Annotated in this window: 23 protein-coding genes; 11 read left to right on the forward strand and 12 right to left on the reverse strand. The window is 73.7% G+C overall.

From position 1 onward, the window contains the following. Positions 1-132 precede the first annotated feature (132 nt). From ACFYT9_RS19635 to ACFYT9_RS19645, 3 genes are all read right to left on the reverse strand, one after another. Positions 133-579 (reverse strand): nuclear transport factor 2 family protein, encoded by a 447-nt coding sequence (locus ACFYT9_RS19635; protein ID WP_387278580.1) that lies wholly within the window; start codon positions 577-579, stop codon positions 133-135. 72 nt (positions 580-651) lie between these two features. Further along, on the reverse strand, positions 652-1527 hold the full coding sequence (locus ACFYT9_RS19640; RefSeq protein WP_387278582.1) for an undecaprenyl-diphosphate phosphatase: 876 nt from the start codon (positions 1525-1527) through the stop codon (positions 652-654). A gap of 150 nt (positions 1528-1677) precedes the next feature. Further along, complete coding sequence (locus ACFYT9_RS19645; RefSeq protein WP_389165460.1) at positions 1678-2514, reverse strand: TVP38/TMEM64 family protein; 837 nt, start codon at positions 2512-2514, stop codon at positions 1678-1680. 38 nt (positions 2515-2552) lie between these two features. On the opposite strand from ACFYT9_RS19645, the gene ACFYT9_RS19650 reads away from it, so the two are divergent. Further along, complete coding sequence (locus ACFYT9_RS19650; RefSeq protein WP_389165463.1) at positions 2553-3392, forward strand: DNA alkylation repair protein; 840 nt, start codon at positions 2553-2555, stop codon at positions 3390-3392. 97 nt (positions 3393-3489) lie between these two features. After that, complete coding sequence (locus ACFYT9_RS19655; protein ID WP_389165466.1) at positions 3490-4335, forward strand: spermidine synthase; 846 nt, start codon at positions 3490-3492, stop codon at positions 4333-4335. On the opposite strand, the gene ACFYT9_RS19660 is transcribed toward ACFYT9_RS19655, so the two are convergent. Both ACFYT9_RS19660 and ACFYT9_RS19665 read right to left on the reverse strand, forming a co-directional pair. After that, a complete protein-coding gene (locus ACFYT9_RS19660) occupies positions 4297-5730 on the reverse strand; it encodes an MFS transporter (protein ID WP_389165468.1) in 1434 nt (477 codons plus the stop codon). The genes ACFYT9_RS19655 and ACFYT9_RS19660 overlap by 39 nt on opposite strands. 132 nt (positions 5731-5862) lie before the next feature. Next, on the reverse strand, positions 5863-6999 hold the full coding sequence (locus tag ACFYT9_RS19665; protein WP_389165470.1) for a hypothetical protein: 1137 nt from the start codon (positions 6997-6999) through the stop codon (positions 5863-5865). Between the two features lie 120 nt (positions 7000-7119). Between ACFYT9_RS19665 and ACFYT9_RS19670 the strand changes: the two genes are divergently transcribed. After that, positions 7120-7572, forward strand: coding sequence for a DUF4442 domain-containing protein (locus ACFYT9_RS19670; RefSeq protein ID WP_376597367.1), 453 nt, complete (start codon positions 7120-7122; stop codon positions 7570-7572). Positions 7573-8099: 527 nt separating this feature from the next. Next, positions 8100-8756, forward strand: a complete 657-nt coding sequence (locus ACFYT9_RS19675) for a DedA family protein (RefSeq protein WP_389165473.1) — start codon at positions 8100-8102, stop codon at positions 8754-8756. Positions 8757-8847: 91 nt separating this feature from the next. Here the strand turns inward: ACFYT9_RS19675 and ACFYT9_RS19680 are convergent, their stop codons facing one another. Next, positions 8848-9375, reverse strand: coding sequence for a gamma carbonic anhydrase family protein (locus tag ACFYT9_RS19680; RefSeq protein ID WP_387270170.1), 528 nt, complete (start codon positions 9373-9375; stop codon positions 8848-8850). A 169-nt stretch (positions 9376-9544) separates the two neighbouring features. Between ACFYT9_RS19680 and ACFYT9_RS19685 the strand changes: the two genes are divergently transcribed. After that, entirely contained in the window at positions 9545-10432 is an 888-nt protein-coding gene (locus tag ACFYT9_RS19685; RefSeq protein ID WP_389165476.1) for an acyltransferase, read from the forward strand. Here the strand turns inward: ACFYT9_RS19685 and ACFYT9_RS19690 are convergent. Then, positions 10416-11279: an EamA family transporter gene (locus ACFYT9_RS19690; RefSeq protein ID WP_389165478.1), complete on the reverse strand. Its 864-nt coding sequence runs from the start codon at positions 11277-11279 to the stop codon at positions 10416-10418. The genes ACFYT9_RS19685 and ACFYT9_RS19690 overlap by 17 nt on opposite strands. A 118-nt stretch (positions 11280-11397) precedes the next feature. Here ACFYT9_RS19690 and ACFYT9_RS19695 point away from each other — a divergent pair, with 118 nt between their 5' ends. After that, the gene (locus ACFYT9_RS19695; protein ID WP_376603718.1) at positions 11398-11970 is read left to right on the forward strand and encodes a helix-turn-helix domain-containing protein; all 573 of its coding nucleotides are present in this window, start codon (positions 11398-11400) and stop codon (positions 11968-11970) included. Positions 11971-12013: 43 nt separating this feature from the next. Further along, positions 12014-12577: a YbaK/EbsC family protein gene (locus ACFYT9_RS19700; RefSeq protein ID WP_389165481.1), complete on the forward strand. Its 564-nt coding sequence runs from the start codon at positions 12014-12016 to the stop codon at positions 12575-12577. An 18-nt stretch (positions 12578-12595) separates the two neighbouring features. Here ACFYT9_RS19700 and ACFYT9_RS19705 read toward each other — a convergent pair whose 3' ends face one another. The 3 genes from ACFYT9_RS19705 to ACFYT9_RS19715 form a co-directional block, all read right to left on the reverse strand. After that, positions 12596-13036, reverse strand: a complete 441-nt coding sequence (locus ACFYT9_RS19705; RefSeq protein WP_387270174.1) for a CoA-binding protein — start codon at positions 13034-13036, stop codon at positions 12596-12598. Between the two features lie 105 nt (positions 13037-13141). After that, on the reverse strand, positions 13142-14866 hold the full coding sequence (locus ACFYT9_RS19710) for a carboxylesterase/lipase family protein (protein ID WP_389165484.1): 1725 nt from the start codon (positions 14864-14866) through the stop codon (positions 13142-13144). A 90-nt stretch (positions 14867-14956) separates the two neighbouring features. Beyond that, positions 14957-16447: a long-chain fatty acid--CoA ligase gene (locus ACFYT9_RS19715; RefSeq protein WP_389165487.1), complete on the reverse strand. Its 1491-nt coding sequence runs from the start codon at positions 16445-16447 to the stop codon at positions 14957-14959. Between the two features lie 186 nt (positions 16448-16633). Between ACFYT9_RS19715 and ACFYT9_RS19720 the strand changes: the two genes are divergently transcribed. From ACFYT9_RS19720 to ACFYT9_RS19735, 4 genes are all read left to right on the forward strand, one after another. Continuing rightward, the gene (locus ACFYT9_RS19720; protein ID WP_389165490.1) at positions 16634-18067 is read left to right on the forward strand and encodes a PucR family transcriptional regulator; all 1434 of its coding nucleotides are present in this window, start codon (positions 16634-16636) and stop codon (positions 18065-18067) included. Between the two features lie 9 nt (positions 18068-18076). Next, positions 18077-18703, forward strand: a complete 627-nt coding sequence (locus ACFYT9_RS19725; RefSeq protein WP_389165493.1) for a YigZ family protein — start codon at positions 18077-18079, stop codon at positions 18701-18703. A gap of 437 nt (positions 18704-19140) precedes the next feature. Continuing rightward, a complete protein-coding gene (locus tag ACFYT9_RS19730) occupies positions 19141-20316 on the forward strand; it encodes an exonuclease SbcCD subunit D (protein ID WP_389165826.1) in 1176 nt (391 codons plus the stop codon). After that, positions 20313-23357, forward strand: a complete 3045-nt coding sequence (locus ACFYT9_RS19735; protein ID WP_389165495.1) for an AAA family ATPase — start codon at positions 20313-20315, stop codon at positions 23355-23357. Before ACFYT9_RS19730 ends, ACFYT9_RS19735 begins: the two co-directional genes overlap by 4 nt. 21 nt (positions 23358-23378) lie before the next feature. Here the strand turns inward: ACFYT9_RS19735 and ACFYT9_RS19740 are convergent, their stop codons facing one another. Together ACFYT9_RS19740 and ACFYT9_RS19745 are read right to left on the reverse strand one after the other, a co-directional pair. After that, the gene (locus ACFYT9_RS19740; protein WP_376597390.1) at positions 23379-23837 is read right to left on the reverse strand and encodes an Lrp/AsnC family transcriptional regulator; all 459 of its coding nucleotides are present in this window, start codon (positions 23835-23837) and stop codon (positions 23379-23381) included. A gap of 69 nt (positions 23838-23906) precedes the next feature. Further along, the gene (locus ACFYT9_RS19745; protein WP_389165499.1) at positions 23907-25616 is read right to left on the reverse strand and encodes a DUF885 domain-containing protein; all 1710 of its coding nucleotides are present in this window, start codon (positions 25614-25616) and stop codon (positions 23907-23909) included. Positions 25617-25626: the final 10 nt, after the last annotated feature.

Genomic DNA, 25626 nt, shown 5'->3' on the forward strand with positions numbered 1-25626 from the left:
CCAGGGCCGGGGCCAGTGCTCGACCAGGACCCCGGGGTCAGGGCCGGGCCAGGGACCCCAGGTCAGGGATCAACCAGGACTCCGGGCAGGGCTCGGCCGGGACTCCGGGCAGGGCTCGGCCGGGACTCCGGGTCAGGGGAGCCGGCGCCAGCGCTCCTCGACCACGACCGAGCGCAGCCGCCAGCCGTCGGCGGTGCGGCGGGCGGCGAAGGCGTACCGGCCTCCGCACACGAAGTCCTCGCCGGAGGTCATCCGCATCGGGTTGACGTAGTCGGCGCGGACATCGGCCGCGTCGCCGGTCTCGGCGTAGCCGCCGGGCCGGTGGAAGGTCACCCGCCGGTTGACGATGAGGTGCTGGCGTACCGGGAAGAGCGTCATCGTCTCCGCCAGCCAGTCGGCCACCCGGGCGGCGGGCCCCTCGATGCCGCCGGAGCCGGTGTAGTCGGCGCGCCCGTCGGGGGTGAAGAGGGCCAGGTAGGCGGTCCAGTCGGCGTCGTCCACGGCCGCCGCGTAGCCGGTGACCAGGTCCTCCACGGCGAGCCGGTCCATCACGTTCGCGAGGTCCACGCGCTGCGTCATCGCCTCAGTGTCGGGCAGCGGGCGCGCGCCGCCAAGAGGCGCGCGCCCCCGGCCCGTTCCCGGGACGGCGCGTCAGTGGCCGGACTCGCCCGCGTGCGGGCTCAGGACGTCCGTGCCGACCAGGACGAACAGCAGGATGCCCAGTGCGATGCGGTAGATCACGAACGGCATGAAGGACTTCGTGGTGATGAACTTCATGAACCAGGCGATCACCGCGTAGCCCACACCGAAGGCGACGATCGTCGCGAAGATCGTCGGACCCCAGGAGACGTGTCCGCCCTCGCCCGCGTCCTTCAGCTCGTAGACGCCGGAGGCGAGCACGGCGGGGATCGCCAGGAGGAAGGAGTACCGGGCGGCGGACTCGCGGGTGTACCCCATCAGCAGACCGCCGGAGATCGTCGCGCCGGAGCGCGAGACGCCCGGGATGAGAGCCATCGCCTGGCAGAAGCCGTAGATCAGGCCGTCGCGGACGTTGAGGTCCTTGAGCGTCTTGCGCTCCCGGATCGCGCGGTGCCGGCCGCCGGCCTCGTCGCGGGCCGCGAGACGGTCGGCGATGCCGAGGACGATGCCCATCACGATGAGCGTCGTGGCGATGAGCCGCAGGTCGCGGAAGGGGCCCTCGATCTGGTCCTTGAGCGTGACGCCGAGGACGCCGATCGGGATCGAGCCCACGATCACGAGCCAGCCCATCTGGGCGTCGTGGTCGGAGCGCATCGACTTGTCCGTCAGCGAACGGAACCATGCCGTGACGATCCTGCCGATGTCCTTGCGGAAGTAGATCAGGACGGCGGTCTCCGTACCGATCTGTGTGATCGCCGTGAAGGCGGCGCCCGGGTCCTCCCAGCCAGCGAAGGCGGCGGTCAGCCGGAGGTGCGCGCTGGAGGAGATGGGAAGGAACTCCGTCAGCCCCTGGACGAGTCCCAGGATGAACGATTCGAACCAACTCATGGGGCTTGGGCCGTCCCGGTATGTACGAGTGCGTCATCAGGTCGAGCGCACTGTACAGCCCCAAGGTGACGTGTTCGTGATCAGACGGTGTCGGCGGCGGGGCCCCGTCCGTGCGACAGCCGTCGAGCCCGCGCGAAGGCGGGGGATCGGCTACGGGGCCGGTACGGGCTCCCGCTCGGCCGAGGCACCGGAGGCCGCCACCGGGGCGGAGGTCGGGCGCTCGGTGGCGGGCTCGGCGGCAGGGGCGGCCGGGGCCTCGGCGGCAGAGGCGGCCGAGGGCTCAGCGGCAGGGCGTCGCAGCGCGTGCCGCTTCCGCCAGGCCACCACCGCGGCGGCCAGCCCCGACACCACGATGAACCCCGCCGAGATCAGGAACGCCGGAGACCCCGGCTCGCCCGCCTGCGCCCCGGCCACCACGTACGCCGCCGTGTTCGGCACCGTCCCGATCGCCGTCGCCAGCAGGAACGGCACGTACCCCATCCGGGAGACCGCCGCGCAGTAGTTGGCGGCGGCGAACGGCACACCCGGGAAGAGCCGGATCGCCAGCATCGAGCGGAAGCCGTGCCGGCTCAGCTGCCCGTCCGCCGCCCGCAGCCACCGCCCCTTCACCAGCGGCCGGAGCGCGTCCTGCCCCAGCACCCGGCCCAGGGTGAACGCGATGCCCGCGCCCAGCACCGTCCCCGCGACCGCCGCCGTGAGACCCGCGGCCGTACCGAAGAGCGCGCCCGCCGCCAGGTTCAGCACCGGCCGGGGCACGAACGCCGCCGTGCACAGCCCGTACGCCAGGGCGAACAGCAGCACCGCGCCCGCGCCGCCCGTCTGCGGCCACCCCGAGGACAGCAGCCGCTGCGGCTCGTACAGCAGCACGAGGCTGCCCGCGGTCAGCAGGACGAGCGCGAGCAGCGAGAGCCGCGACCGGGGCGAGAGCAGGGCCCGGGAGCAGCGGACGGCGAACGGGTCCGTCGGCCGGGGCACGGGAGCGAGCATCCCGGGAGAGTAACGGACACCTCCGTATGATCGCCGTAATGTGCGCCATGTCCGCCACCCCGCGACCCGAAGCCTCCTCCGGTCCCGCGCCCGGCTCCGAACCCGCTCCGGGCCGCCCCACGCCGCCGTCGCGCGCCGCCGCCCCCGAGCCCGCGCTCGCCGTCCCCGAGCCCGCGCTCGCCGACGGCCGGCTCCCGGACAGCGAGCTCGCCGACCTCGTCCTGGGCCGGCTCACCACGCTCTACCCGGCCGCAGGGAACCCCTTCCGGGCGCAGGAGATGGTGGCGTACATGAAGGGGGTGGCGCCCTTCCTGGGCATCCGCACACCGGAGCGCCGCGCCCTCTCCCGTACCGTCCTGGCCGGCACGCCCCGCCCGGAGGAGGACGACTGCACGGCCGTCGCGCTGCGCTGCTTCGCGCTCCCCGAGCGGGAGTACCACTACTTCGCCGTCGACTATCTGCGCCGGCACGTGAAGCGGTGTTCGTCCGGCTTCCTGCCGGTCGCGCGCCGGCTCGTGACCACGGTCTCGTGGTGGGACACCGTCGACCACCTCGCCGCCCACGTCGTCGGCGGACTCGTCGCCGCCGATCCTGCGCTCGCCGTGGAGATGGACGCCTGGATCGACGACGAGGACCTGTGGATCGCCCGCACCGCCCTCCTCCACCAGCTGCGGTTCAAGGGGGACACGGACGCCGACCGGCTCTTCGCGTACTGCCTGCGGCGCGCCGCGGACACCGACTTCTTCCTGCGGAAGGCGATCGGCTGGAGCCTGCGCGAGTACGCCAAGACCGCCCCCGGCGAGGTGCGGGCGTTCGTAGCCGACAACCGTTCCCTCTTCTCCCCGCTCTCCGTCCGCGAAGCGCTCAAGCACCTGTGAACCCCGCGCAGCCGTCGACGTCACCCCGCCGGGACGGCCCTCCCGGGCGCCGCCTGCGAGGGCACGAGCAGCCTCTGGGCGGTTGCACAATGAAGGGGTGAACGAGCAGATCCCCGTCCTGCGCGCGGTCGACCACGGCACCGCGCGCCTCATGCCCGACGTGGACCGGGAGCGGGCCTGGCTCCTCACGGTCGACGGTGCCCCGCAGTCGTACGTGGACCTCGACGCCCCGGACCACCTGGAGTTCGAGTACGCCCGCAGGCTCGGTCACGTCCTCGACTGCGCCGCTGGCGCGGGCGCGCCGCTGGAGGTGCTCCACCTCGGCGGCGGGGGGCTCTCGCTGCCCCGGTACGTCTCCGTCACCCGGCCCGGTTCCCGCCAGGACGTCGTCGAGGCGGACGGCGGGCTCGTCGCACTGGTCGCCGAGCATCTGCCGCTGCCCGAGGGCTCGGGTGTCACCGTGCACAAGGGCGACGCGCGCGCGTGGCTGGAGGCGGCGCCCGCCGGCTCCGCCGATCTGATCGTCGGCGACGTCTTCGGCGGCTCGCGCGTCCCGGCGCACCTCACCTCCCTCGCGTACGCGCGCGAGGTCCGGCGGGTGCTGCGTCCGGGTGGGATCTACGCGGCGAACCTCGCCGACGGGGCGCCGTTCGGCTTCCTCCGCGGCCAGCTCGCCACCTTCGCCGTCGTCTTCCCCGAGCTGGCGCTGGTCGCCGAACCGGCCGTGCTGCGCGGCCGCCGGTTCGGGAACGCGGTCCTCGTCGCCTCCGGCGCGCCCCTGGACATCGCGGGCCTCAGCCGTCGTGCCGCAGGGGACGCCTTCCCCGCGCGGGTGGAGCACGGGACGGCGCTGGCCCGCTTCACCGGGGACGCGGCCCCGGTGAACGACGCCGAGGCCGTGGGGTCACCCGTTCCGCCGGAAGGCGCCTTCGGCATCGGCTGACACGCCGGGCGCGGGCACCGCACCCGCCGCTCCGACCGGTCCGCCCGCGGGGGCCACCGGCGCGCCGACGCCCGCGCCCCCCTCACCCGGCGTGCCCCCGTCACCCTTCGTACCGCCGACCCCACTCGTACGGCCGTCCCCCTTCGCCGCCGGTTCGCCGTGCGGGCGGCGGGTCATGTTGCGTACGTCCGGGACGAGCAGGACGAGCGTGGTGACGAGGGTCATCAGCACCGCAGCTCCCCACAGCGACTCCTTCCGGCCGAACGCCGCCTCGGCCGGACCGGCGAGCGCGGTCGACAGCGGCAGCAGCGCGGTCGAGCCGAACCAGTCGTAGGCGGAGACCCGGGACAGCTTCTCCTCCGGGATCTCCTGGTGCATCGTCGTCATCCAGGTGACGCCGAAGATCTCCATCGCCACGCCGCTGACGAACATCACCGCCGTGAGCCCCACCGGGTGCAGCGGAACGGCGAGCGCGGCCGAGGGCAGCGCGATCGGGAACACGCCGAGCGTGCCGACCAGGAGCATCCGGCGCGGCTTCCACCGCGTCATCAGGATCGCGCCGGCGACGGTGCCGACGCCGTATCCGGCGAGTGCGATGCCCCAGGGCCGGGCGCCGCCGAGTTCGTCCCGGGCGACCAGCGGCCCGTACACCGACTCGACCGCGCCGATGAGACCGACGACGACCGAGAACTGGGCGACGATCGACCAGAGCCACGGGCGGCCGATGAACTCCTGCCACCCCTCGCGCAGGTCGGAGAGGAGCCCGCCGCCGGGCTTGCGCTCCGGGATGCCGCTGACGTCGAGGAAGGCCCGCAGCGCGCCCGCCACGGCGAACGCGGCGGCGTCGATGGCGAGCACCCAGCCCGCGCCGACGAAGGCGACGAGCGCGCCGCCGAGCGCGGCGCCGCCGATACCCGCCCCGTGCATGGCCATCCGGTAGAAGGCGAAGGCGCGGCTCGCCTGTTCCCCGGTGACGGTGGACATGAGCATGCCCTCGGCGGCCGGGTTGAAGAACGCCTGCCCGGCGCCGCAGAGTCCGGTGAGCACCATCATCTGCCAGAGCTCGGCGGTGCCGGAGAGCACGAGGACCGCGAAGACCGCCTGGGAGACGAAGTTGACCGTGTTGGCGGCGACCATCACCCGGTGCCGGGGTATGCGGTCGGCCACGGCTCCGCCGATGAGCAGGAACAGGACGAGCGGCAGGAAGCGCGCCATCGCCACCAGGCCCACGTCGCCGGCGTCGCCGCCGGCCTCGAAGACGGCCCAGGTCGTGGCGATCAGGGCGCCGTTCGCGCCGAGGCTGGTCACGATGGTGGCGGCGGTGAGCAGCATGTAGTTGCGCCCGGCCCATTCGGGGCGGCGGGTGCCGTGGGGGGAGGCGGAGCGTTGTGTCACCCCGGGACTATCCCCGCCTCCTCCCGTTCCTGCCAAACCGATTACCGGACGAACGCCGGACGCGGGATCGGCGCGTCGGACCAGTGCGTCGGACCAGTGCGTCAGATCGGTGCGTCGGATCGGTGCGTCAGATCAGGACGCGGGATCCTCGGTGAGCCGGACCGTGGAGAGGATCTTCTTGATCGTCGCGTCCGGAAGCTCGTCCTTCACCCCGTCGACGCCGTAGAGCACGAATGCCGCGTAGTCGTTCGCGGCGTTCTTGAAGGCGAAGGCGACCGACTTGCCGTCGGTCTCGCACTTGTTCCGCTTCTTCACCTTCGGGGCCGTGGCCGTGGCCAGGCTGCCCTGGAGTCCGGAGGCCGTGGTGTACGGGACGGCCTTGGTGATCTGGATGCTCTTCTCGGGCATGTGCTGGGCGAACGCCGCCCACACCCACACGCCGGCCTGGTTGCGCGCGGCGGTGGCGGTGTCCTTCGCGCCCTGGAGCCCCTTGGAGCCGGCGGAGGCGAGGCCCCAGGTGTCCGGGGAGCCGCTCTTGTCCTTGTCGAAGGAACACCACTCGCTCTTGAAGTCGGTGGAGCCCGACATCACGACGAGCGGGGAGCCGTCGCCCTTCTTCGCGTCGCTGTAGCCCCTGCTCATGGTGGGCTTGAGGACCTCCCACTCCGGCGGGACGTCGAAGAGGGTGCCGTACGTCGGGTTGTGGACGACCTTCCAGCCGGGGATCGTCGGCTCGAAGGTCTTCCCGTCACGCGGGTTGTCCAGCTCCGTCGTGGCGCCGTCGGTCGGCTCCGTCGGCGCGGTCGATCCCGTCGAGTCCGTGCCGGAGGGCGGGGCCGAGGTGGTCGTGACCGGCTTGTCGGCGACGTCCTTCTCGCCGTCGTCCCCCAGGACGAGGAAGGTGGTCACGCCCGCGGCGACGACGACGGCGGTGGCGGCCGCGATCGCGATCAGCGTCTTCCGTCCGCCTCCGCCGCCGGAGCCCTGCGGAGGGGTGGGGCCGGGCACCTGGTACTGCGGCACGGTCGGCTGCTGGTACGGGTTGGGCTGCGCGTATCCGTGGTGCGGCTGTCCCTGTGGGGGGCCCTGCGGGTGTCCCTGTGGCGGGTAGCCCGGCTGCGGCTGCTGCCAGCCGCCCTGCTGCGGGTATCCCGGCTGTGTCGGCTGCTGGTACGGGTTCGGCTGCTGGTAACCCGGCTGCTGGTACGGGTTCTGATTCGGGTCCTGCGGGTTCTGCTCGCCCCCGGGCGGCTGCTGTCCTGGCCACATGGGCCGTAACGATAGAGGGGTGCGGGCGGCCCGGTCATGCCCGGCCCCCGTTCCCGGGGGGAGGGATCCGCCCGGCAGGGGCATGGCCAAGACATCTACTCGCGGGTAACATCCCGGTGCATGAGCGCAGACCAGAAGTCCATCGGCGACATGCTCGCCGCCACGGTCCCCATGGCCGGAACCCTCAACCTGGAGTTCCTGGAGACCACCGCCGAGCGCGCCGTCGTGCGCCTGCCCGACCAGCCCGCCTACCACAACCACGTGGGCGGCCCGCACGCCGGCGCCATGTTCACCCTCGCCGAGTCCGCCAGCGGCGCCATCGTCCTCGCCGCCTTCGGCGACCAGCTCGGCCGGGCGGTACCGCTCGCCGTCAACGCCGAGATCGCGTACAAGAAGCTGGCCATGGGTGTCGTCACCGCGACCGCCACCCTCGGCCGTCCGATCGCCGACGTCGTCGCCGACCTCGACGCGGGACAGCGCCCCGAGTTCCCGGTCCGCATCGACATCACCCGCGAGGACGGCGCCGTCACCGGTGAGATGACCGTCCTGTGGACGCTCAGGCCGAACTCCTGACCTCCGGCCGGGGAAGGATCGGCGCGGGTCGGGAGGGACTGGCGCCGGTCTGACCGGACCAGGACGGATCGACGGATCAGGGCGGAGAGTGCCGTGTACGCGGCACTCTCCGCCCGCCCTTTTTCGCGGCGCTCTCCGGCCGCCCGTTTCGACGCGCTCTCCGCCCGCCGTGGATGCCGCTTCCCCGTCCACCACCTCCGGCGGCGCTCGCCACGCGCCGCAACCTCCCCGGCCCGAGCGGCCGGCCCGGCGGACAGCGAGGCGACGGACGCACGCCGCCCACCCCCTCGCGGGCGTGACGGACGAGGGGCAGCCGTATCCCTCGGGGGCACGGCGGATGAGGGGCGGCCGGACCCACTTTGCCACCCCTTTACCACCCCTTTGTCACCCCCTTTCCTCCCCTCGCCGTTGGGGCGAGGTCCGGCCGAAACGAGCCGGTAGGCTGCCCGGCGGCGTGCCCGACGCGGGGCAGGCCGACGCAGCGGCCCGTCACCGGCGCCGCGCCCGCACAACGGGAGGAACCCGCGTTGCACGTCCAGGAGTGGCTGGAGACCATCCCGCCCGTCGCCATCTACGCCCTGGTGGGGGTGGTGATCGGCCTGGAGAGCCTCGGCATCCCGCTCCCCGGCGAGATCGTCCTCGTCAGCTCGGCGCTGCTCGCCTCGCAGCACGGCGACATCAACCCGTACGTGCTCGGCGGCTGCGCCACCGCCGGCGCGATCATCGGCGACTCGATCGGGTACGCGATCGGCCGCAGGGGAGGCCGTCCGCTGCTCGCCTGGCTCGGTGGCAGATTCCCCGGGCACTTCAGCGAGGCGAACATCGCGCTCGCCGAGCGCTCCTTCCAGAAGTGGGGCATGTGGGCGGTCTTCTTCGGCCGCTTCATCGCGCTGCTGCGGATCTTCGCCGGGCCGCTCGCGGGCGTCCTCCAGATGCCGTACTGGAAGTTCCTCGTCGCCAACGTCTTCGGCGGCATCCTGTGGGCGGGCGGCACGACCGCCGTCATCTACTCGGTCGGCATCGTCGCCGAGGCGTGGCTGAAGCGCTTCTCCTGGCTGGGCCTGGTGCTCGTCGTCCTCATCGGCGTCGCCTCCATGCTGATCATCAAGAACCGCGCCAAGAAGGCGGCGGCGGAGGCGCACCACCGCGCGGAGGCCCCGCTGGAGCCGGTCGCGGCGGACTGAGCCACGGCCGTACGCGGCGGACTGAGTCACGTACGTACGCGGCGGAGGGCGGCGCCCGGGAATCGTCCCGGGTGCCGCCGTCCGGCGGCGGTCAGCCCTCGTACGCCTCGGCGTGGCTCTTGGCCAGGTGGAGGTACATCTCGGCGTTCAGCCGGATGCCGGCCTGCTCCTCCTCCGTCAGCGCGCGGCGCACCTTCGCGGGGACGCCGGCGACGAGGGAACCCGGCGGGACCTCCATGCCCTGCGGCACCAGCGCCTGCGCCGCGATCAGCGAGCCGGCGCCGATCCGGGCCCCGTTGAGCACCGTCGCGCCCATGCCGACGAGGACGTCGTCCTCGATGACGCAGCCGTGCACGGTCGCGTTGTGCCCGACCGTCACCCGGTCGCCGATGGAGACGGGGAAGCCGGGGTCGACGTGGACGGTGCAGTTGTCCTGGATGTTGGAGTCCTCGCCGACGGTGATGGGCCCGCAGTCGGCGCGCAGCACCGCGTGGTACCAGATGCCGGCGCGCGCGCCGAGCGTGACGTCGCCGAGCACCACCGAGGTCGGGGCCGTGAAGGCGGTCGGGTCGACGACCGGCTCCTTGCCGCCGACGGCCTGGATCAACGCCTCTGCCATGGGTCACTCCTGAGGGTCTCTACGGCTCGCACGGTCGTGGTGCACGGCCCGCGCGGCCGTGATGGTGTCGCGCCTTCCGGTTGTCTGCCCGCACCCTATGCCGACCCCATGACGGACATCACAGGGGACCGCCCTGATCAGGCCCGAAGCCGCCGACTACGGTATCGGGGTGCCCAGAAACGGAAACACGTTCTCATCGCTCGCCGCCTGGCGGCGCCGGGTCGTCGCCCACGCCCTCCAGGGCGGCTGGCGCTGGGCGCAGCAGGCGGGCGCGGTCACGGCGGAGCACCCCGGGCGCCTCCGGTTCCGGCGGCTCGGCGCGGGCACCCGACTGGCCTTCCCGCAGGCCACGGTCTTCGGCGAGCGATGGATCGAGATCGGCGAGTGCTGCATCATCGCCGAGCAGGTCACCCTCACCGCCGGGATGCTGCCGGGGCTCGACCTCGGCACGGAGACGGTCCTCACCCTGGGCGACGGCGTCGTGCTCGGCCGCGGCAGCCACGTCATCGCCGACACGACGATCACCATCGGCTCGGACACCTACTGCGGGCCGTACGTCTACATCACGTCGACCAATCACAGCTACGACGACCCGCACGAACCCATCGGCCGCCAGTGGCCCCGCTCCGAACCGGTCTCGATCGGCCCCGGCTGCTGGCTGGGCACCGGGGCGGTGATCCTGCCGGGCGCGCGGATCGGCCGCAACGTCGTGGTCGCGGCCGGCGCGGTCGTACGCGGCGAGGTGCCCGACCACTCGGTGGTGGCGGGCGCCCCGGCCAGGGTCGTACGACGCTGGGATCCGGAACAGGGCTGGCAGCCGCCGCTGCGTACCCCGGCCCCGAAGCCGATCCCCGAGCACATCACCCCCGAGCAGCTGGCGGCGCTGGCGGCGTGGGAGGCCGAGCAGACGGAGGCGGCGGAGGCCGCTCGCATGGTCGGCGCGGTCGACGCGGTCGGCGCGGCGGAGCCTGTGGAGCTGCCGGATGCGGCGGATGCGGCGGATGCGGCGGGTGTGGCGGAAGCGATGGAGGCGGCGCGCGTCAGCCGCCCGCGATGAGGACCGTGCCGACGAGGGCGAGGCCCGCGCCCGCCGCCTGGATCGCGCGCAGGCGTTCGCGGAGCAGGCCGAAGGCGGCGAGCGCGGTCACCACCGGGTAGAGACTGGCGAGCACGGCGGCGGCGATGACCGGGCCGCGCTGCGCGGCCAGCGCGTACGTACCGTTGGCGGCGACGTCGGCGAGGCCCACGAAGGCGAGCGCCGGCAGCGCGCCGCGGATCACTCCGAAGCCCTCCTCCGGCAGCGCGCGGCCGCCGCGCCGTACGGAGAGGTACAGCGCGCCGCCGCCGACGGCCACATTGGTCACGCGCTGCACGAACAGCGCCAGGAAGAGCCCGGTGACCGTGGTGGACGCCTCGGCGATGAGCGCCATGACGGCACCGAACCCGAACGCGGCGAAGAGGGTGAGCAGCACGGCCTGTCGCTGCACGGGTGCACCGCGCAGTTCGGGGCCGCCCGCGAGGACGATGCCGACCACCGCGGCGAGGATGCCGCCGACCTGGAACAGGCCGGGCCGGTCGCCGAGCACCAGGCCGACGCTGACGGGGACGACGACGCCGAGCGAACCGAGCGGCGAGACGACGCCCATCGGGCCGAGCGCGAGCGCCTTGTAGAAGGCGAGCATGGCGGCCGGGCCGACGACGCCCGCGGCCACCGCGTACCAGAGCCCGGGTCCGGCCTCGGTCCACGCCGAGGTGGCGACGACGACCGTGCCGAGGACGACGACCGCGATGCACTGCGAGACCACGACGACGGTGAGGGCCGGGATGCGGCGCGTGAGCAGTCCGCCCCCGAAGTCGGCGAAGCCCCAGAGGAGGGCGGTGGCCAGGGCGAACACGGCGGTCATGGGGTTCCTCGCAGGCAGGTACGGGGCGGAGCGGGGCAGTACAGTGCAGTGCACAGTCGGGTACACCCCACCGTAGTGCAGTCTGTTGAACTATGTCATCCAGGGTATTGGACGGAATGTGTCGGACCTCGACCAGCTGACCCAGTCGCTCGCCCGTAACCTGAAGCGCTGGCGCAAGGAACGGGGCTTCACCCTGGACGCGCTCGCCGCCCGCTCCGGGGTCAGCCGCGGCATGATCATCCAGATCGAGCAGGCCAGGACCAACCCGAGCGTCGGCACCACCGTGAAGCTGGCCGACGCCCTCGGCGTCTCCATCACCACCCTCCTCGACCACGAGCAGGGCCCTCATGTCCGGCTCGTCCCGCCGGATCAGGCCGTCCGCATGTGGTCCACCCCGGCAGGCAGCCACACCACCCTGCTCGTCGGCACCGAGGCCCGAGGCCCCCTCGAACTCTGGTCCTGGTCCCTCGTCCCGGGCGAGGGCAGCGCCTCCGACCCGCACCCGCAGGGCACCACCGAGCTGCTCCATGTCGTCGCCGGCGTGCTCACCCTGGTCGTCGACGGCGTCGAGCACACCGTCCCCGCCGGCACCTCCGTCGCCTTCGAGGCCGCGGCCCCGCACACCTACCGCAACGACGGGGACGAGACGGTCGAGATGACGATGGCCGTCTCGATCCCGCCCGTACGCTGAGACGTCCGGCCGCGCGGTGGGCGCGAGCGGTTAGCGTGACGGCATGCGCGCACCCATCGGAGACTTCGACGACGCCCTGCCCGCCCCCGACTGCCTCGGCCTCCTCACCCCGCCGGTCGCCGCTGCCGTCCGCGCCTGGACCGGCCCGGTCCCGGCCGACCAGATCCTCTACGTCGACACCGACCCGGCCATCGCCGACACCGCCGTCTTCGTCGAGCACTACGGCCCTGACCTGCTCGACCAGTCCGCCAACTGCGTGGTCGTCGCCGGCAAGCGGGGCGAGACGACGACCCTCGCCGCGTGCGTGGTGAAGTCGGCGACCCGCGTCGACGTCAACGGCGTCGTGCGCAAGCACCTCGGTGTGCGCAAGGCGAGCTTCGCCGCGATGGACACCGCGACCGGCGACAGCGGCATGGAGTACGGCGGCATCACGCCCATCGGCCTCCCCGCCGACTGGCCCCTCCTCGTCGACGCCGCCGTCGTCGACACCCCGTGGGTCCTGATCGGCAGCGGCCGCCGCCGAGGCAAGATCATCGTCCCGGGCAAGGCGATCGCCCAACTCCCGAACGCCGTGGTCCTGGAAGACCTGGGCCGCCCCGCGATCTGACGGACGGGATGTTGGGCATCAGCCCAGGCGCGGGATCTCGATGGCGGGGCAGCGGTCCATCACCATGTCCAGTCCCGCGTCCGTCGTGCGCGCGTACGCGGCCTCGTCCACGACGCCGAGCTGGAACCAGACCGCCTTCGCCCCGATCTCCCGCGCCTCGTCGGCCACGGCGCCGGCGAGGTCGCTGTTGACGAAGACGTCCACGACGTCGACCGGGAAGGGGATGTCGGCGAGGGAGGCGTAACCCGGCTCACCGTGGACCGTCTCCGCCTTCGGGTGGACGGGCACGATCCTCTTGCCGAAGCGCTGGAGGACGGCCGCGACCCCGTACGCGGCACGCTCCCGGTTCGAGGAGAGACCCACGATCGCCCAGGTGTCACCCGTGCCCGTCAGGATCCGGCGCACGGTCTCCTCCTCGGAACGCTCCGCCGCCTCCGTGGTCGTGGTGTCGACGCTCATCCCTGGTGCCTTCCTTCGGTCCGTCCGGTGTCTTCACCGGTACGAACCCGCCGCGGCCCCGGATCCTTCCCGTTCCCGGGGCGCGGGTCGCGCACGGCGGCGGCATCAGGCGTCCCAGGCGTGCCGTTCGTCCTCCCGCGGGGCCAGGACGAGGGCCGGCCGGCCCGGGCCGAAGGTCATCACAGGCCGTTCGGCGTCCCAGGACCGCCACCCTGGATCGCCGTCCGCCGCGAAGGCCACCCAGGCCGCGTGCATCGCCGCCGCCAGATCGCGCGGCGCGTCCGGGCCCGTCATCGCCTCGGCCTCGGGCGTATCCAGGGTGTCGAAGACGAACCCGAGCTCCAGCGCGTGGCAGGCGCCCAATCCGAGCACGGGCGACGGCCACCCGAACTCGTACAGATACGTCCGCCCCGCGGCCCCCGACCGAAGCCGCGCGTCGGCGACGCGGTTCAACGGCACCCGCAGCAACTTGTCGGTGGCGAGCGCCCCCAGCACCTCGCCGGGCCGCGCCTGCGGCCGGTTCGCCCGATAGACGCGCGCCGTACGCGACGGCACCCGTGTCTTCCACAGGGCCAGCCGCAGCATCAACGGCGACAACCGCTCGACGAGCCCGCTCGGTACGAACCAGAGCCGGTACTCCTCCGAGGTCGTCCCCATCAACAGGTCCACGCCATGAGACTCCACGCCACCTGGCTCCGCACCATCCGGCTCCACGCCACCCGACTCGACGCCACTTGGTCCGGCGTCACCCGGCTCCACGCCCGCGCCGGCGAACGCCTCGCCGAAAGCTCCCTTGGGCAGCTGCCCAGCAACCCGTCGCCCAAGGCGCGCACCCGGACCCGTACCCGCACCCGAATCCGCACCCGCGGCCGTCAGCGCCTCCGCCGGATCGCGCGGTACGACATCCCCGTCCACGGCTATCTGGAACGACTGCCCGCCGCCCGTCAACGGCGAGCCCTTCGACGTCACTTCGTTCTGCGCGGCGAGCAACCGCTCCCGGTCCACCGCCGCGAACGCCTCCGCCGTCGCGGGTATCCCCAGCCGCTTCGCCATCGCCTCCGTCGTCCGGCGCGCCCGCTCCAGAGGCAGCGCCATCGGCGCCCCGCTCTGCACGACCGCTCGCCGGAACAGGCCGCGCGCGAGTGGCGACGCGAGCAGCGCGGCGATCGAGATCGCGCCCGCCGACTCGCCGAAGACCGTCACCCGTCCGGGATCGCCCCCGAAGGCCGCGATGTTCTCCCGCACCCACACGAGCGCGGCGATCTGGTCGCGCAGCCCGAGGTTGGCGGGCGCGTCGGGGAAGACGCCGAACCCTTCGACGCCGAGCCGGTAGTTGACGGAGACGAGAACCACGCCGTCGCGTGCGAACGCGGAACCGTCGTAGAGGGACACGGCGTTCGAACCATGGATCAGGGACCCGCCGTGGATCCACACCATGACCGGCCTGCCACCGCCCCCCTTCCTTCCTCCGTCGGCGCCGGCCGCAGAACCTTGGGGGCCCCACGGCGCCCAGACGTTGACGTTGAGGCAGTCGTCCCCCTCCACGGTCGGGTCCGGGAGCAGTCTGTCCAGCGGCGGAGCGTACGGCCGCTTCGGCGCGGTCGCCCCGAACTCCGTCGCCTTCCGCACGCCCTCCCACGGCTCCACCGGCTCGGGCGCCCGGAAACGGAGCGGCCCGAACGGCGCCCGCGCGTACGGCACGCCGAGGAAGCCGGCCACACCTTCGCCCACGTACGCACCGCTCACCCGCCCCGCGACGAGCACCGCCTCGGGCGCCGCCCCCGCTCCGCGCACGGCGCCCCCCGCCCGCTCCTGGTCCTGCGTCGTCATGGCTGCGTCCTTCCGCGTCGAGAGGGTGGAGCGGGTCGAGTGCGTCGAATGACACCGGCCCCCGCGCGCGCAGGCGCGGCCGGCCGGCGGTCAGGGGGCCGGGGCCAGCAGGGCGCGCTTGAGCACCTTTCCGGTCGGGCCCAGCGGCAGCGCGTCGACGAAGCGGACGATCCGCGGGTACTTGTGGCGGCCGAGGCGCTCGCGCGCCCAGTCGACGAGCTCGACCTCCGTCACGGGGGAGACGCCCTCGCGGCGGACCACCACCGCGCACACCTCCTCGCCCTTCGCGTCGTCGGGCACGCCGATCACGGCGACCTCGGAGATCGACGGGTGCCGGACCAGGACCTCCTCGACCTCGCGCGGATAGATGTTGAAGCCGCCGCGGATCACCAGGTCCTTCTTCCGGTCCACGATCCGCAGGAACCCGTCCTCGTCGCGCGCGCCCAGATCGCCCGTGCGGAACCAGCCGTCCACGACGGCCGCCGCCGTCGCCTCCGGATCGTCGAGGTAGCCGGCGAAGACGTTGTGCCCCCGCACCACCACCTCCCCGACCTCGCCGTCCGGCAGCAGCCGGATCGCGCCGTCGAGCGCAGCGTCCGCCACCCCGATCTCGACACCCCACACGGGATGGCCCACGGTGCCGGGGCGACGCCCGAGGTGCGGCTGGTTGAACGTCGCCACCGGCGAGGTCTCCGTCAGGCCGTACCCCTCCAGGATCTGCGTCCGGAACGTCTCCTCGAAGCGCTCCAGCACCGCGACCGGCAGCGCCGCGCCACCGGAGACCGCCGCACGCAGCCCCGCCGGACGCCGCTCCGACACCGCCGCCGCCTCCACCAGCGCGTGGTACATCGTCGGCACGCCCATGAACACGGTCACGCCCTCGTCGGCCAGCACCTCCAGCGCCGCCGGCCCGCTGAACCTGGGCATCAGCACAAGCGTGGCTCCCTGGCGCAGCGTCCCGTTCATCGCGCACGTCTGGCCGTAGCTGTGGAAGAGCGGCAGACATCCGAGGACGACGTCGTCCGCGCCGAGGCCGAGCAGATCCTGCGAGGTCACGGCGGCGTTCATCACGATGTTGAGATGCGTCAGCCGTGCGCCCTTGGGGCGCCCGGTGGTGCCGCTCGTGTAGAGGATCACCGCCGTGTCGGAGGGCTCCGCCGGCTCCACGGCGGCCAGCGGCTCCGGGGCCGACGGCGCACCCTGGAAGGCGCGCACACCGGCCGCCCTCGCCGCCTCGTCGGCGACCGCCCACAGCGGGCCGGCGCTCACGATCGCGACCGCGCCACTGTGCTCCAGCACAAAACGCACCTCGTCGGCGACGAGGAGCGCGTGCACCGGCACGACGGTCGCGCCGACCGCGAGCGCACCGTAGTAGACGCGCAGGAACTCCGTCGTGTTCGGCAGCAGCACCGCCACCCGATCGCCCGGCTTCACCCCCGCCTCGCGCAGCCCGGCGGCGCAGCGCAGCGCCGCGTCCCACAGCTCGCGGTAGGTGAACCGGCTCGCGCCTTCGACGACGGCGATCCGGTCGGGGAAGTGGCGGGCGGACTCGCCCAGCACGCCGGCGACGCTCAGTGACATGACACGCTCCAGAGACGTGGTGTTGACGGCGGTGTCAACATTCCGTGACACGGCACAGAATCGATCGTGGAAGCACCTCGAGGCCATGTGCAGACGCCCATCATGTGGGTCTTCGAGCTGGGCATCGGCCCCTCCGCCGCTTCCGGGCCGTGGCAATCGCCAAAGCGCGGCGCTACGGTGCCAGCCATGACGCCCCGCCCGCCCGGCGCCCCCGACCCCTCGTCCCCCCGTCGGAACGGCGCCTCGTCGCGCCCTTCCTCCGGCGCGTCGGACGCGCCTCGTACGCACACCCCCCTCGGTTCGGCCGGCGGCTCCGGCGCTCTGCGCCGCGCCCTCGCGTCCGCCCTCCTCGCCGACGTCGACCGGCTCACCGACCGGGCTGTCGACGACATCCGCGCCCACTCCGGCGCGTACGCCTCGGGCGACCCCGTCACCCGCGAGGACCTGTGGGCGATCTGCCGCGACAACCTGCTGCGGGCCCTGGAGGACTTCGGCGGGCTCGCCCCCACCGGCGGCGACTTCGAGGGCGCGGCCCGCGAGACCGGCCGCCGCCGCGCCGAACAGGGCGTCCCGCTCGACACCGTCCTCCAGGCGTACCGGCGCGGCGGGCGGATCCTGTGGCAGGTCATGGCCGAACACCTGCGCTCCCGGGCGGGCCGCGAGGCGGACCACCGCGACCTGGAACTCGACATGGCCGGCGCCGTCTGGGAGACCATCGACCGCTACTCGGTCGCGATGGCCGACGCGTACCGCCTCGGACAGCTGGAGCTCCAGAACCGCCAGGACACCCGCCGTGCAGCGCTCTTCGAAGCACTGCTCGACGGCCGCGCCGACGACCCCGCCGTCGCGACCGCCGCGGCCGCCGCACTGGGCGTGCCCGCGCAGGACCGGTACGTCGTCGTGGTCGCCACCCAGGACCCGGCCGCGCCGCCGCACCCGGCGCCCGTCCTGGAGGCCCAGGGGCTGTGGTCGTTCTGGCGCCCGCGCTCCGGGCGGTACGCCGGCCTCGTCCGCCTTCCGCGCCGCGACACGCCCGCCGGCCGGACACCGCCCCCGCCCGGCGCCCTCCTCGACTCGCCACTGCTCCGCCTCCTCGACGTGCTCCGCGAACGAACCGGCGCCACCGCCGGTGTCTCGCCCGAGTTCGAACGCCTCGACCAGGCGGGCCGCGCCCTCCGTCTCGCCGAGCAGACCCTCCGTACCCTCCCCGCCGGAAGCGGCGAGGCCGCCGTCTTCGACGTGCGGCTCGTCGAGGTCCTGCTCAGCGGACGCCCCGACATCGCGGAGCGGATCGTCACCGTCAACCTCGGGCCCGTCCTCGTCACCGGCGGCGAACGCACCGCGCTCCTCACCACCCTCCGTGTCTGGCTCGACCACGGCTGTTCCGCCTCCCGGGCAGCGGAGCTCCTCTACTGCCACCGCAACACCGTGCTCAACCGGATCGGACGCGTCGCCGAGCTCACAGGCCGCTCCAGCGAATCCGGCGAGGCGCGCCTCGGTTGGGCACTTGCCCTGCGCGCGCTTGCCTACGTGGGCCTCCCCGACGCACCGGGGGCCACCTCCACCGTGGTGGAGCCGTCCGGTCCGGGCGGGGCGGAGCGGGACGCGTACGGCACGTAGGCTGGCGGAATGCAGGAGCAGTACCGCACGCCGGCCCGCGAGGGCGTACACGAGACCGAGATCAACCGTTCGCGCTTCCTCTGTGCACTCGCACCGGTCGCCGATGAGCGCGAGGCCCAGGAGTTCGTGGCGCGGATCCGTCGTGAGCACCCCACGGCCAGCCACAACTGTTTCGCGTACGTCCTCGGCGCCGACGCTTCCGTCCAGAAGGCGAGCGACGACGGCGAGCCCGGCGGCACCGCGGGCGTCCCCATGCTCCAGATGCTGCTGCGCCGCGAGATCAGGTACGTCGCCGCCGTCGTCACCCGCTACTACGGCGGTGTGAAGCTCGGCGCAGGCGGCCTCATCCGCGCGTACGGCGGCGTCGTCGGCGAAGCGCTCGACGAGCTCGGCACCATCACCCGGCAGCGCTACCGGCTCGCCACCGTCACCGTCGATCACCAGCGCGCCGGCAAACTGGAGAACGACCTCCGCTCCACCGGCAGCGCCGTGCGGGACGTCCGCTACGCCGACGCCGTCACCATCGAGATCGGTCTCCCCGACGCCGACGTGCCCGCCTTCCAGGCATGGCTCGCCGACGTGACCGCCGGCACCGCCACCATGGAGCTCGGCGGCGAGGCGTACGGCGACGCCTGACCCTCACCCTCACCCTCACCGAAGGCCGCCCGCCACCGCTCGGCCGCCCGAGCCGTCCGCCACCTCCAGCCCGCCCGAGGCCGCCCGCCACCTCCCACCCGGCCGGCGCCACCTCCTGCCCGTAGCCAACCGGCGCCGCCCGCCACATTCCGGCTGCCCCCGCCCCCCCCGCCACATTCCGGCTGCCCCCGCCCCCCCGCCACATTCCGGCTGCCCCCGCCCCCCCCGCATCTCCCCGGTGTGGCCCCGCCCACCACCCCCGCCGGGTTAGCGTGGTGGACACACACGAACAGACCCGGAACCAGTGCACACGCACAAGCGGGGCGCACGCCGTGCGCCCGCACGCAGCCGGCGCACACGCCGTGCGCCGCGCCCGGCACGCGGATCCGGACACCAGGGGCGAGGAGCGGCACGCGCATGCGGGGTGGGACGACGACGTGAGGTTCCTGCACACCTCGGACTGGCACCTCGGCCGGTCCTTCCACCGCGTCGGCCTCCTCGACGCCCAGGCCGCCTTCGTCGACCACCTCGTCGCCACCGTCCGCGACCGCGAGGTGGACGCCGTCCTGGTCGCCGGCGACGTCTACGACCGCGCCGTGCCGCCGCTGCCCGCCGTCGAGCTCTTCGACCGAGCTCTGCACCGCCTCGCCGAGGCCGGCGTGCCCACGGTCATGATCTCCGGCAACCACGACTCCGCCCGCCGCCTCGGCGTCGGCGCCGGGCTCCTCGGCCGCGCCGGCATCCACCTCCGTACCGACCCCGCCGGCATCGGCACCCCGGTCGTCCTCGCCGACACCCACGGCGAGGTCGCCCTCTACGGTCTGCCGTACCTGGAGCCCGCGCTCGTACGCGAACAGCTCGGCGCCGAGAAGTCCGGCCACGCGGCGGTTCTCTCCGCAGCCATGGGCCGGGTCCGCGCCGACCTCGCCGCCCGGCCCGCCGGCACCCGTTCCGTCGTCCTCGCGCACGCCTTCGTCGCCGGCGGCGCGCCCAGCGACAGCGAGCGCGACATCACCGTCGGTGGTGTCGCCGCCGTCCCCACCACCGTCTTCGACGGCGTCGACTACGTGGCCCTCGGCCACCTCCACGGTTCCCAGACCCTCACCCCGCGCGTGCGGTACTCCGGCTCCCCGCTCGCCTACTCCTTCTCCGAGGCCGACCACCGCAAGACGGTGTGGCTGATCGACCTCGGTGCCGACGGCGCCGTGACCGCCGCCGAACGCGTCGACTGTCCGGTGCCCCGCCCCCTCGCGCGGCTCCGCGGCCGGCTCGACGACCTCCTCGCCGACCCCGCGCACGACCGGCACAAGGAGTCCTGGATCGAGGCCACGCTCACCGATCCGGTACGCCCCCACGATCCGATGGCCCGGCTCACCGAGCGGTTCCCGCACACGCTCAACCTCGTCTTCGAGCCCGAGCGCGCCGACACCGACTCCCTCGCGTCCTACGCCCAGCGGCTCCGTGGCCGCAGCGACCAGCAGATCGCCGAGGACTTCGTCAGCCACGTGCGCGCCGGCGGCGGACTGGACGCGGCGGAACGGACCGTGCTGTACGGCGCCTTCGACGACGTCCGCGTCGACGCCGCCACCACCGAGCGGGAGGCGGGCCGATGAGGCTGCACCGGCTGGAGATCACCGCCTTCGGTCCCTTCGGGGCCACCCAGACCGTCGACTTCGACGCCCTGTCCACCGCCGGACTCTTCCTCCTCCACGGCCCCACCGGCGCCGGCAAGACGTCCGTCCTCGACGCCGTCTGCTTCGCCCTGTACGGGAGTGTGCCCGGCGCCCGCCAGGCCCCCGGGACCACCCTCCGGAGCGACCACGCGCCCGTCGGGACGCTCACCGAGGTGCTGCTCGATCTCACCGTCGGCGGCCGCCGCCTGGAGATCAGGCGCAGCCCCGCCCAGCTCCGTCCCAAGAAGCGCGGCGGCGGTTTCACCACCGAGAAGGCGCAGAGCACCCTGCGCGAGTACGACCCCGCCACGCGCGCGTGGACCGGTCTCAGCAAGTCCCACCAGGAGATCGGCGAGGAGATCACCCAGCTCCTCGGCATGAGCCGGGAGCAGTTCTGCCAGGTCGTCCTGCTGCCTCAGGGCGACTTCGCCCGCTTCCTGCGCGCCGACGCCGAGGCCCGCGGCAGGCTCCTCGGCCGCCTCTTCGACACCCGCCGCTTCGCCGCCGTCGAGGAGCGCCTCGCCGAGCTGCGACGGGCCGCCGCCCACCGCGTCGAGGAGGGCGACGCCCGGCTCCTCGCCCTCGCCCACCGCATGGCCCAGGCCGCCGACGGGCTCCCCGCCGCGCGCACCCCCGTCGACGGCAAGCCCGGCGAGCCCGGTCTCGCCGACGCCGTCCTCGGCTGGGCGGCCGTCGCCCGCACCGAGGCCCGCGAGGCCGCCGACATCGCCGGCGTACGCCTCGCCGCCGCCGAACACGCCGAGGCCCGCGCCCGCGCCGCGGCGGAACACGCCCGAGACCTCGCCGCACGGCAGGCCCGCCACGCCGAGGCCCTGCGCCGACGCGAGGCGCTCACCGCCCGGATTCCCGAGCGCGACCGCGATCAGCGCGCCCTCGACCTCGCCCTCAAGGCCGAGCGGGTCGCCCCGTCCCTCGACCTGCGCCAGGAGGCGGATCGGGAGCACGCCGGGGCGCTGGCCGCCCGCGGATCGGCCCGTTCCCTGCTGCCCCCCGACCTCGTGGAGGCCCCGGCCGAGCAGCTGTCCACCCTGGAGAACCGGCTCCGCGAGGACCTCGGCGGCCTCGCCGCCGCCCGCCGTGCCGAGGCCCGGGCGGCAGCGCTCGCCGAGGAGCGGACGCTCCTCGAACGCGAGGCCCGGTCCGACGAGGACGCCCTCCAGGAGGCGGCCGGCTGGCTCGCCGACTGGGAACCCCGGCGGGCGGCCCTCCAGCAGCGCATCGACATGGCGCAGGAAGCCGCCGCCCGCGCCGAACACCTCGCCGGCCGGCTCGAACCCCTCCGCCACCGGCTCGCCGCCGCCCGCCGCCGCGACGGCCTCGCCCGTACGCTGACCCAGGCCGAGGAGCGGTACGCCGCCGCCCGCGAGCGCCGCAACACGGCGCACGAGACCTGGCTCGACCTCAAGTCCCGCCGTCTGCGCGGCATCGCCGCGGAACTCGCCGCCACCCTCACCGACGGCGATCCCTGCCAGGTCTGCGGCTCCACCAGCCACCCCGCTCCGACGCCCACCACCGCCGACCACGTCGACCGGGCCGCCGAGGAGACCGCGTACGCCCGTTACACCCAGGCCGACGACCTGAGCCGCACCGCCGAACGCGAGCTCGCCGGAACCCGCGAAGCCCTCGCCGCGGCCCGCGACGAGGTCCGGACACTCGCCTCCGCCGAACACACCGACCCTCAGCCCATGGTCGCGGAACTCACCGACGAGACCGAGGAGCTGACCGCCCGCCACGCGGAGGCGCACGCGCGCGCCGCACAGAACCATGCCGCGCGCGAAGCACTGGCGCGTGCCGAGCGCGAGCACGAGGAGAGGGCAACTGCCCAAAGGGAGGCCGAGCGGCGCGTTGCCGCGCGTACCTCGCACCGCGAAGGCATCGAGAGGCAGCGGGCCGAACTCGTCGAGGAGCTGACCCGGGGACGGGGCGCGTTCGCCACGGTCGCCGAGCACGCCGACCGTCTGGAGCGACGCATCGCCCTCCTGGTCGACGCCGCAGGAGCCGTACGCGCCGAGGAACTCGCCGCCGACCGCCTCAAGAAGGCAGATGCACAACTCGCCGACGCCGCCTACCGGGCCGGGTTCACGACCCCCGCCGAAGCGGCCGCCGCTCTCCTCGACGACCACGGCCGGCGCTCTCGCCAGCACCGGCTCGACGTCTGGCAGGCCGAGGCCGCCGCCGTCGCCGACCGGCTCGCCGAACCCGGCATCGAGGAGGCGTCCTCCCTCCCTCCCGCCGACCCGGCCACCGCCGACGCCGTCCACACGGCCGCCGAGCGCACCCTGCGCGCCGCCGGATCGGGACTCGCCACCGCGCGCGAACGCGTCACCGGACTCGCCGGCCTCGCCCGCCAGGCCGAGACGGAAGTACGGCGCCTGGGCCCGCTGCGTACGGAACACGACCGGGTCGCGCGGCTCGCCGGCCTCACCGCCGGCACCTCCGCGGAGAACGAACGCCGGATGCGCCTGGAGGCGTACGTCCTGGCCGCCCGGCTCGAACAGGTCGCCGCGGCCGCTTCCGCGCGCCTCCAGCGGATGTCCTCCGGCCGCTACACCCTCGTCCACTCCGACGTCCGCGCCGGAGCCCGGCGCAGCGGTCTCGGCCTGCACGTCGTCGACGCCTGGACCGGCAACGAGCGCGACACCGCCACGCTCTCCGGCGGCGAGACGTTCTTCGCCTCGCTCGCGCTCGCCCTGGGCCTCGCCGACGTCGTCACCGACGAGGCCGGCGGCGTCCGCCTCGACACCCTCTTCATCGACGAGGGCTTCGGCAGCCTCGACGACCAGACCCTCGACGAGGTCCTCGACGTCCTCGACTCGCTCCGCGAACGGGACCGCAGCGTGGGCATCGTCAGCCACGTCGGCGACCTGCGCCGCCGCATCCCGGTCCAGCTGGAGGTCACCAAGTCCCGCCACGGCTCGGCCGTACGCCTCCGCACCGGTGGCGAGGGGATCAGCGGCTGACGGCCTCGGCGGCTCGCGGCCTCAGCGGCCGACTGCTCGGCGGGGGAGCGGCGACGAGTACACGACGCTCGTCGTCACCGACCCGAGTGTGCCGATCTTCCCGGAGATCTCCTCCAGGTGGCGCATCGAGCGGGCGGCGACCTTGATCACGAAACAGTCGTCACCGGTGACGTGGTGCGCCTCCAGCACCTCGGGGGTGACGGCGACCAGGTCGTGGAAGGGCTTGTAGTTCCCGGTGGGGTAGCGCAGCCGTACGAAGGCGAGGATCGGCAGCCCGAGGCGCTCGTGGTCCACCACGGCGGTGTACCCGGTGATCACCCCGGCCTCCTCCAGGCGCCGCACCCGCTCGGTCACCGCCGACGGAGACATCGACACGGCGCGGGCGAGCTCCGCGTAACTGGCCCGGCCCTGGGCCTGGAGGGCGTCGAGGATCCGCCAGTCGGTGGCGTCCGGGGCGTAGTCGTTCGGGGGACCGTTCATGGGAGGAGAGCCAACAGGGATTTCCCCGGCGGATCAAGCCGCCCGCCGGGGAAATCCGCTGTGAGGTGGTCAGAGGCGGGAGATCTCGTCCACGAGATCGTCCAGGCCCAGCGGCCCCTGGCTCAGCGCCGCCATGTGCCACGCCTTCGCGTCGAAGGCGTCGCCGTGCGCCGCGCGGGCCTGCTCGCGGCCGAGCAGCCAGGCCCGCTCGCCCAGCTTGTAGCCGATCGCCTGCCCCGGCATCGACAGGTACCGCGTCAGCTCGCTCTCGACGAACGCGGGCGGCCGGCTGCTGTGGCGCTGGAAGAACTCCTGCGCCAGCTCCGGCGTCCACCGCTCACCCGGGTGGAACGGCGAGTCCGCCGGGATCTCCAGCTCCAGGTGCATGCCGATGTCGACGATCACCCGGCAGGCCCGCATCATCTGCGCGTCCAGGTAGCCGAGCCGCCGCTCCGCGTCCGGCAGGAAGCCGAGCTCGTCCATCAGCCGTTCCGCGTACAGCGCCCAGCCCTCCGCGTTGGCGCTGACCATGCCGATGGTGGCCTGGTAGCGGGAGAGGCTCTCGGCGACGTGCACCCACTGCGCGATCTGGAGGTGGTGCCCGGGCACGCCCTCGTGGTACCAGGTCGACACGAGGTCGTACACGGGGAACCGGGTCTGCCCGTCCACCGGCAGCCAGGTGCGGCCGGGACGCGAGAAGTCCTCGGAGGGGCCGGTGTAGTACGGGGCCGCCGCGCCGCCCGCCGGCGCGATGCGCGACTCCACCTTCCGTACCCGGTCGGCGAGTTCGAAGTGGGTGCCGTCGAGCGCGTCGATCGCCTCGTCCATCAGCCGCTGGAGCCACTCGCGGACCTCTTCGACGCCCTCGATGTGGGTGCCGTGCTCGTCGAGGTGGGCGAGTGCCTCCCACGGGTCCGAGCCGGGCAGGATCCGGTCGGCCTCGGTGACCATCTCGCCGCGCAGCCGGTGGTACTCGGACCAGCCGTAGGCGTACGCCTGGTCGAGATCCAGGTCCGTGCCGTTGAAGTAGCGGCTCCAGCGGCGGTAGCGCTCGCGGCCCACGGTGTCGGGCGCGTCGGCGACGGCGGGGGCGTACACGTCGCGCATCCAGTTCCGCAGCGAGGCGACGGCGTCGTTCGCCTCGGTTGCGGCCGCGGCGAGTTCGGTACGCAGCTCCTCCGGGAGCGTGTCGGGACGAGCAGCGGCGTACTGCTCGAACCAGCCCGGCTCGCCCTCGCCGCCGGCCCAGTCGGCGAGCTGGCCGACGAAGGTCGCGGTGGCGCGCGGCCCGCCGTACAGCTTGCGCTCCAGACCGAGCGCGAGCGATGCCCGGTACCCCTCCAGCGCGGCCGGTACGGCGCGCAGCCGCTGGGCGACGGCCGCCCAGTCGTCCTCGGTGTCGGTGGGCATCACGGTGAAGACGATCCGGACGCTGTGCACCGGCGAGCGCATGTTGCTGACCGCGCACAGGCCCTCGTCGGCCTCGTGCACGGCCAGTTCGGCGGTGAGCCGCTCCCGGAGCAGGCGGGCGCAGCGCCGCTCGGCGTCGCTGTCCGCACCCGGTGTCCGCTCGGCCTCGTCGAGCAGAACGAGGGTCCGGCGGGCGAGGTCGGCCACGGCCTCCTGGCCTTCGGGGGAGAAGTCGGGAAGCCGCCCGGCGCTCTCCCGGACTCCCAGGTGGGTGCCGGTGATCGGGTCGAGGGCGATGAGGTCGTCGACGAAGGCGTCGGCGACCTGACGGGGCAGATTGCTGAGGGAACTCTCTGGCATGTGTCTCATCCTGATGCCT

The sequence above is a fragment of the Streptomyces sp. NPDC004435 genome (assembly GCF_042873895.1).
Taxonomy (GTDB): Bacteria; Actinomycetota; Actinomycetes; order Streptomycetales; family Streptomycetaceae; genus Streptomyces.

Coding starts and splice junctions, on each gene's coding strand:
- ACFYT9_RS19645 (WP_389165460.1), bottom strand. CDS start 2,514: ATGCTCGCTCCCGTGCCCCGGCCGACGGACCCGTTCGCCGTCCGCTGC.
- ACFYT9_RS19705 (WP_387270174.1), bottom strand. CDS start 13,036: ATGAGCGTCGACACCACGACCACGGAGGCGGCGGAGCGTTCCGAGGAG.
- ACFYT9_RS19720 (WP_389165490.1), top strand. CDS start 16,634: ATGACGCCCCGCCCGCCCGGCGCCCCCGACCCCTCGTCCCCCCGTCGG.
- ACFYT9_RS19725 (WP_389165493.1), top strand. CDS start 18,077: ATGCAGGAGCAGTACCGCACGCCGGCCCGCGAGGGCGTACACGAGACC.
- ACFYT9_RS19710 (WP_389165484.1), bottom strand. CDS start 14,866: ATGACGACGCAGGACCAGGAGCGGGCGGGGGGCGCCGTGCGCGGAGCG.
- ACFYT9_RS19635 (WP_387278580.1), bottom strand. CDS start 579: ATGACGCAGCGCGTGGACCTCGCGAACGTGATGGACCGGCTCGCCGTG.
- ACFYT9_RS19690 (WP_389165478.1), bottom strand. CDS start 11,279: ATGACCGCCGTGTTCGCCCTGGCCACCGCCCTCCTCTGGGGCTTCGCC.
- ACFYT9_RS19640 (WP_387278582.1), bottom strand. CDS start 1,527: ATGAGTTGGTTCGAATCGTTCATCCTGGGACTCGTCCAGGGGCTGACG.
- ACFYT9_RS19650 (WP_389165463.1), top strand. CDS start 2,553: ATGTGCGCCATGTCCGCCACCCCGCGACCCGAAGCCTCCTCCGGTCCC.
- ACFYT9_RS19715 (WP_389165487.1), bottom strand. CDS start 16,447: ATGTCACTGAGCGTCGCCGGCGTGCTGGGCGAGTCCGCCCGCCACTTC.
- ACFYT9_RS19665 (WP_389165470.1), bottom strand. CDS start 6,999: ATGTGGCCAGGACAGCAGCCGCCCGGGGGCGAGCAGAACCCGCAGGAC.
- ACFYT9_RS19740 (WP_376597390.1), bottom strand. CDS start 23,837: ATGAACGGTCCCCCGAACGACTACGCCCCGGACGCCACCGACTGGCGG.
- ACFYT9_RS19680 (WP_387270170.1), bottom strand. CDS start 9,375: ATGGCAGAGGCGTTGATCCAGGCCGTCGGCGGCAAGGAGCCGGTCGTC.
- ACFYT9_RS19745 (WP_389165499.1), bottom strand. CDS start 25,616: ATGAGACACATGCCAGAGAGTTCCCTCAGCAATCTGCCCCGTCAGGTC.
- ACFYT9_RS19670 (WP_376597367.1), top strand. CDS start 7,120: ATGAGCGCAGACCAGAAGTCCATCGGCGACATGCTCGCCGCCACGGTC.
- ACFYT9_RS19735 (WP_389165495.1), top strand. CDS start 20,313: ATGAGGCTGCACCGGCTGGAGATCACCGCCTTCGGTCCCTTCGGGGCC.
- ACFYT9_RS19700 (WP_389165481.1), top strand. CDS start 12,014: ATGCGCGCACCCATCGGAGACTTCGACGACGCCCTGCCCGCCCCCGAC.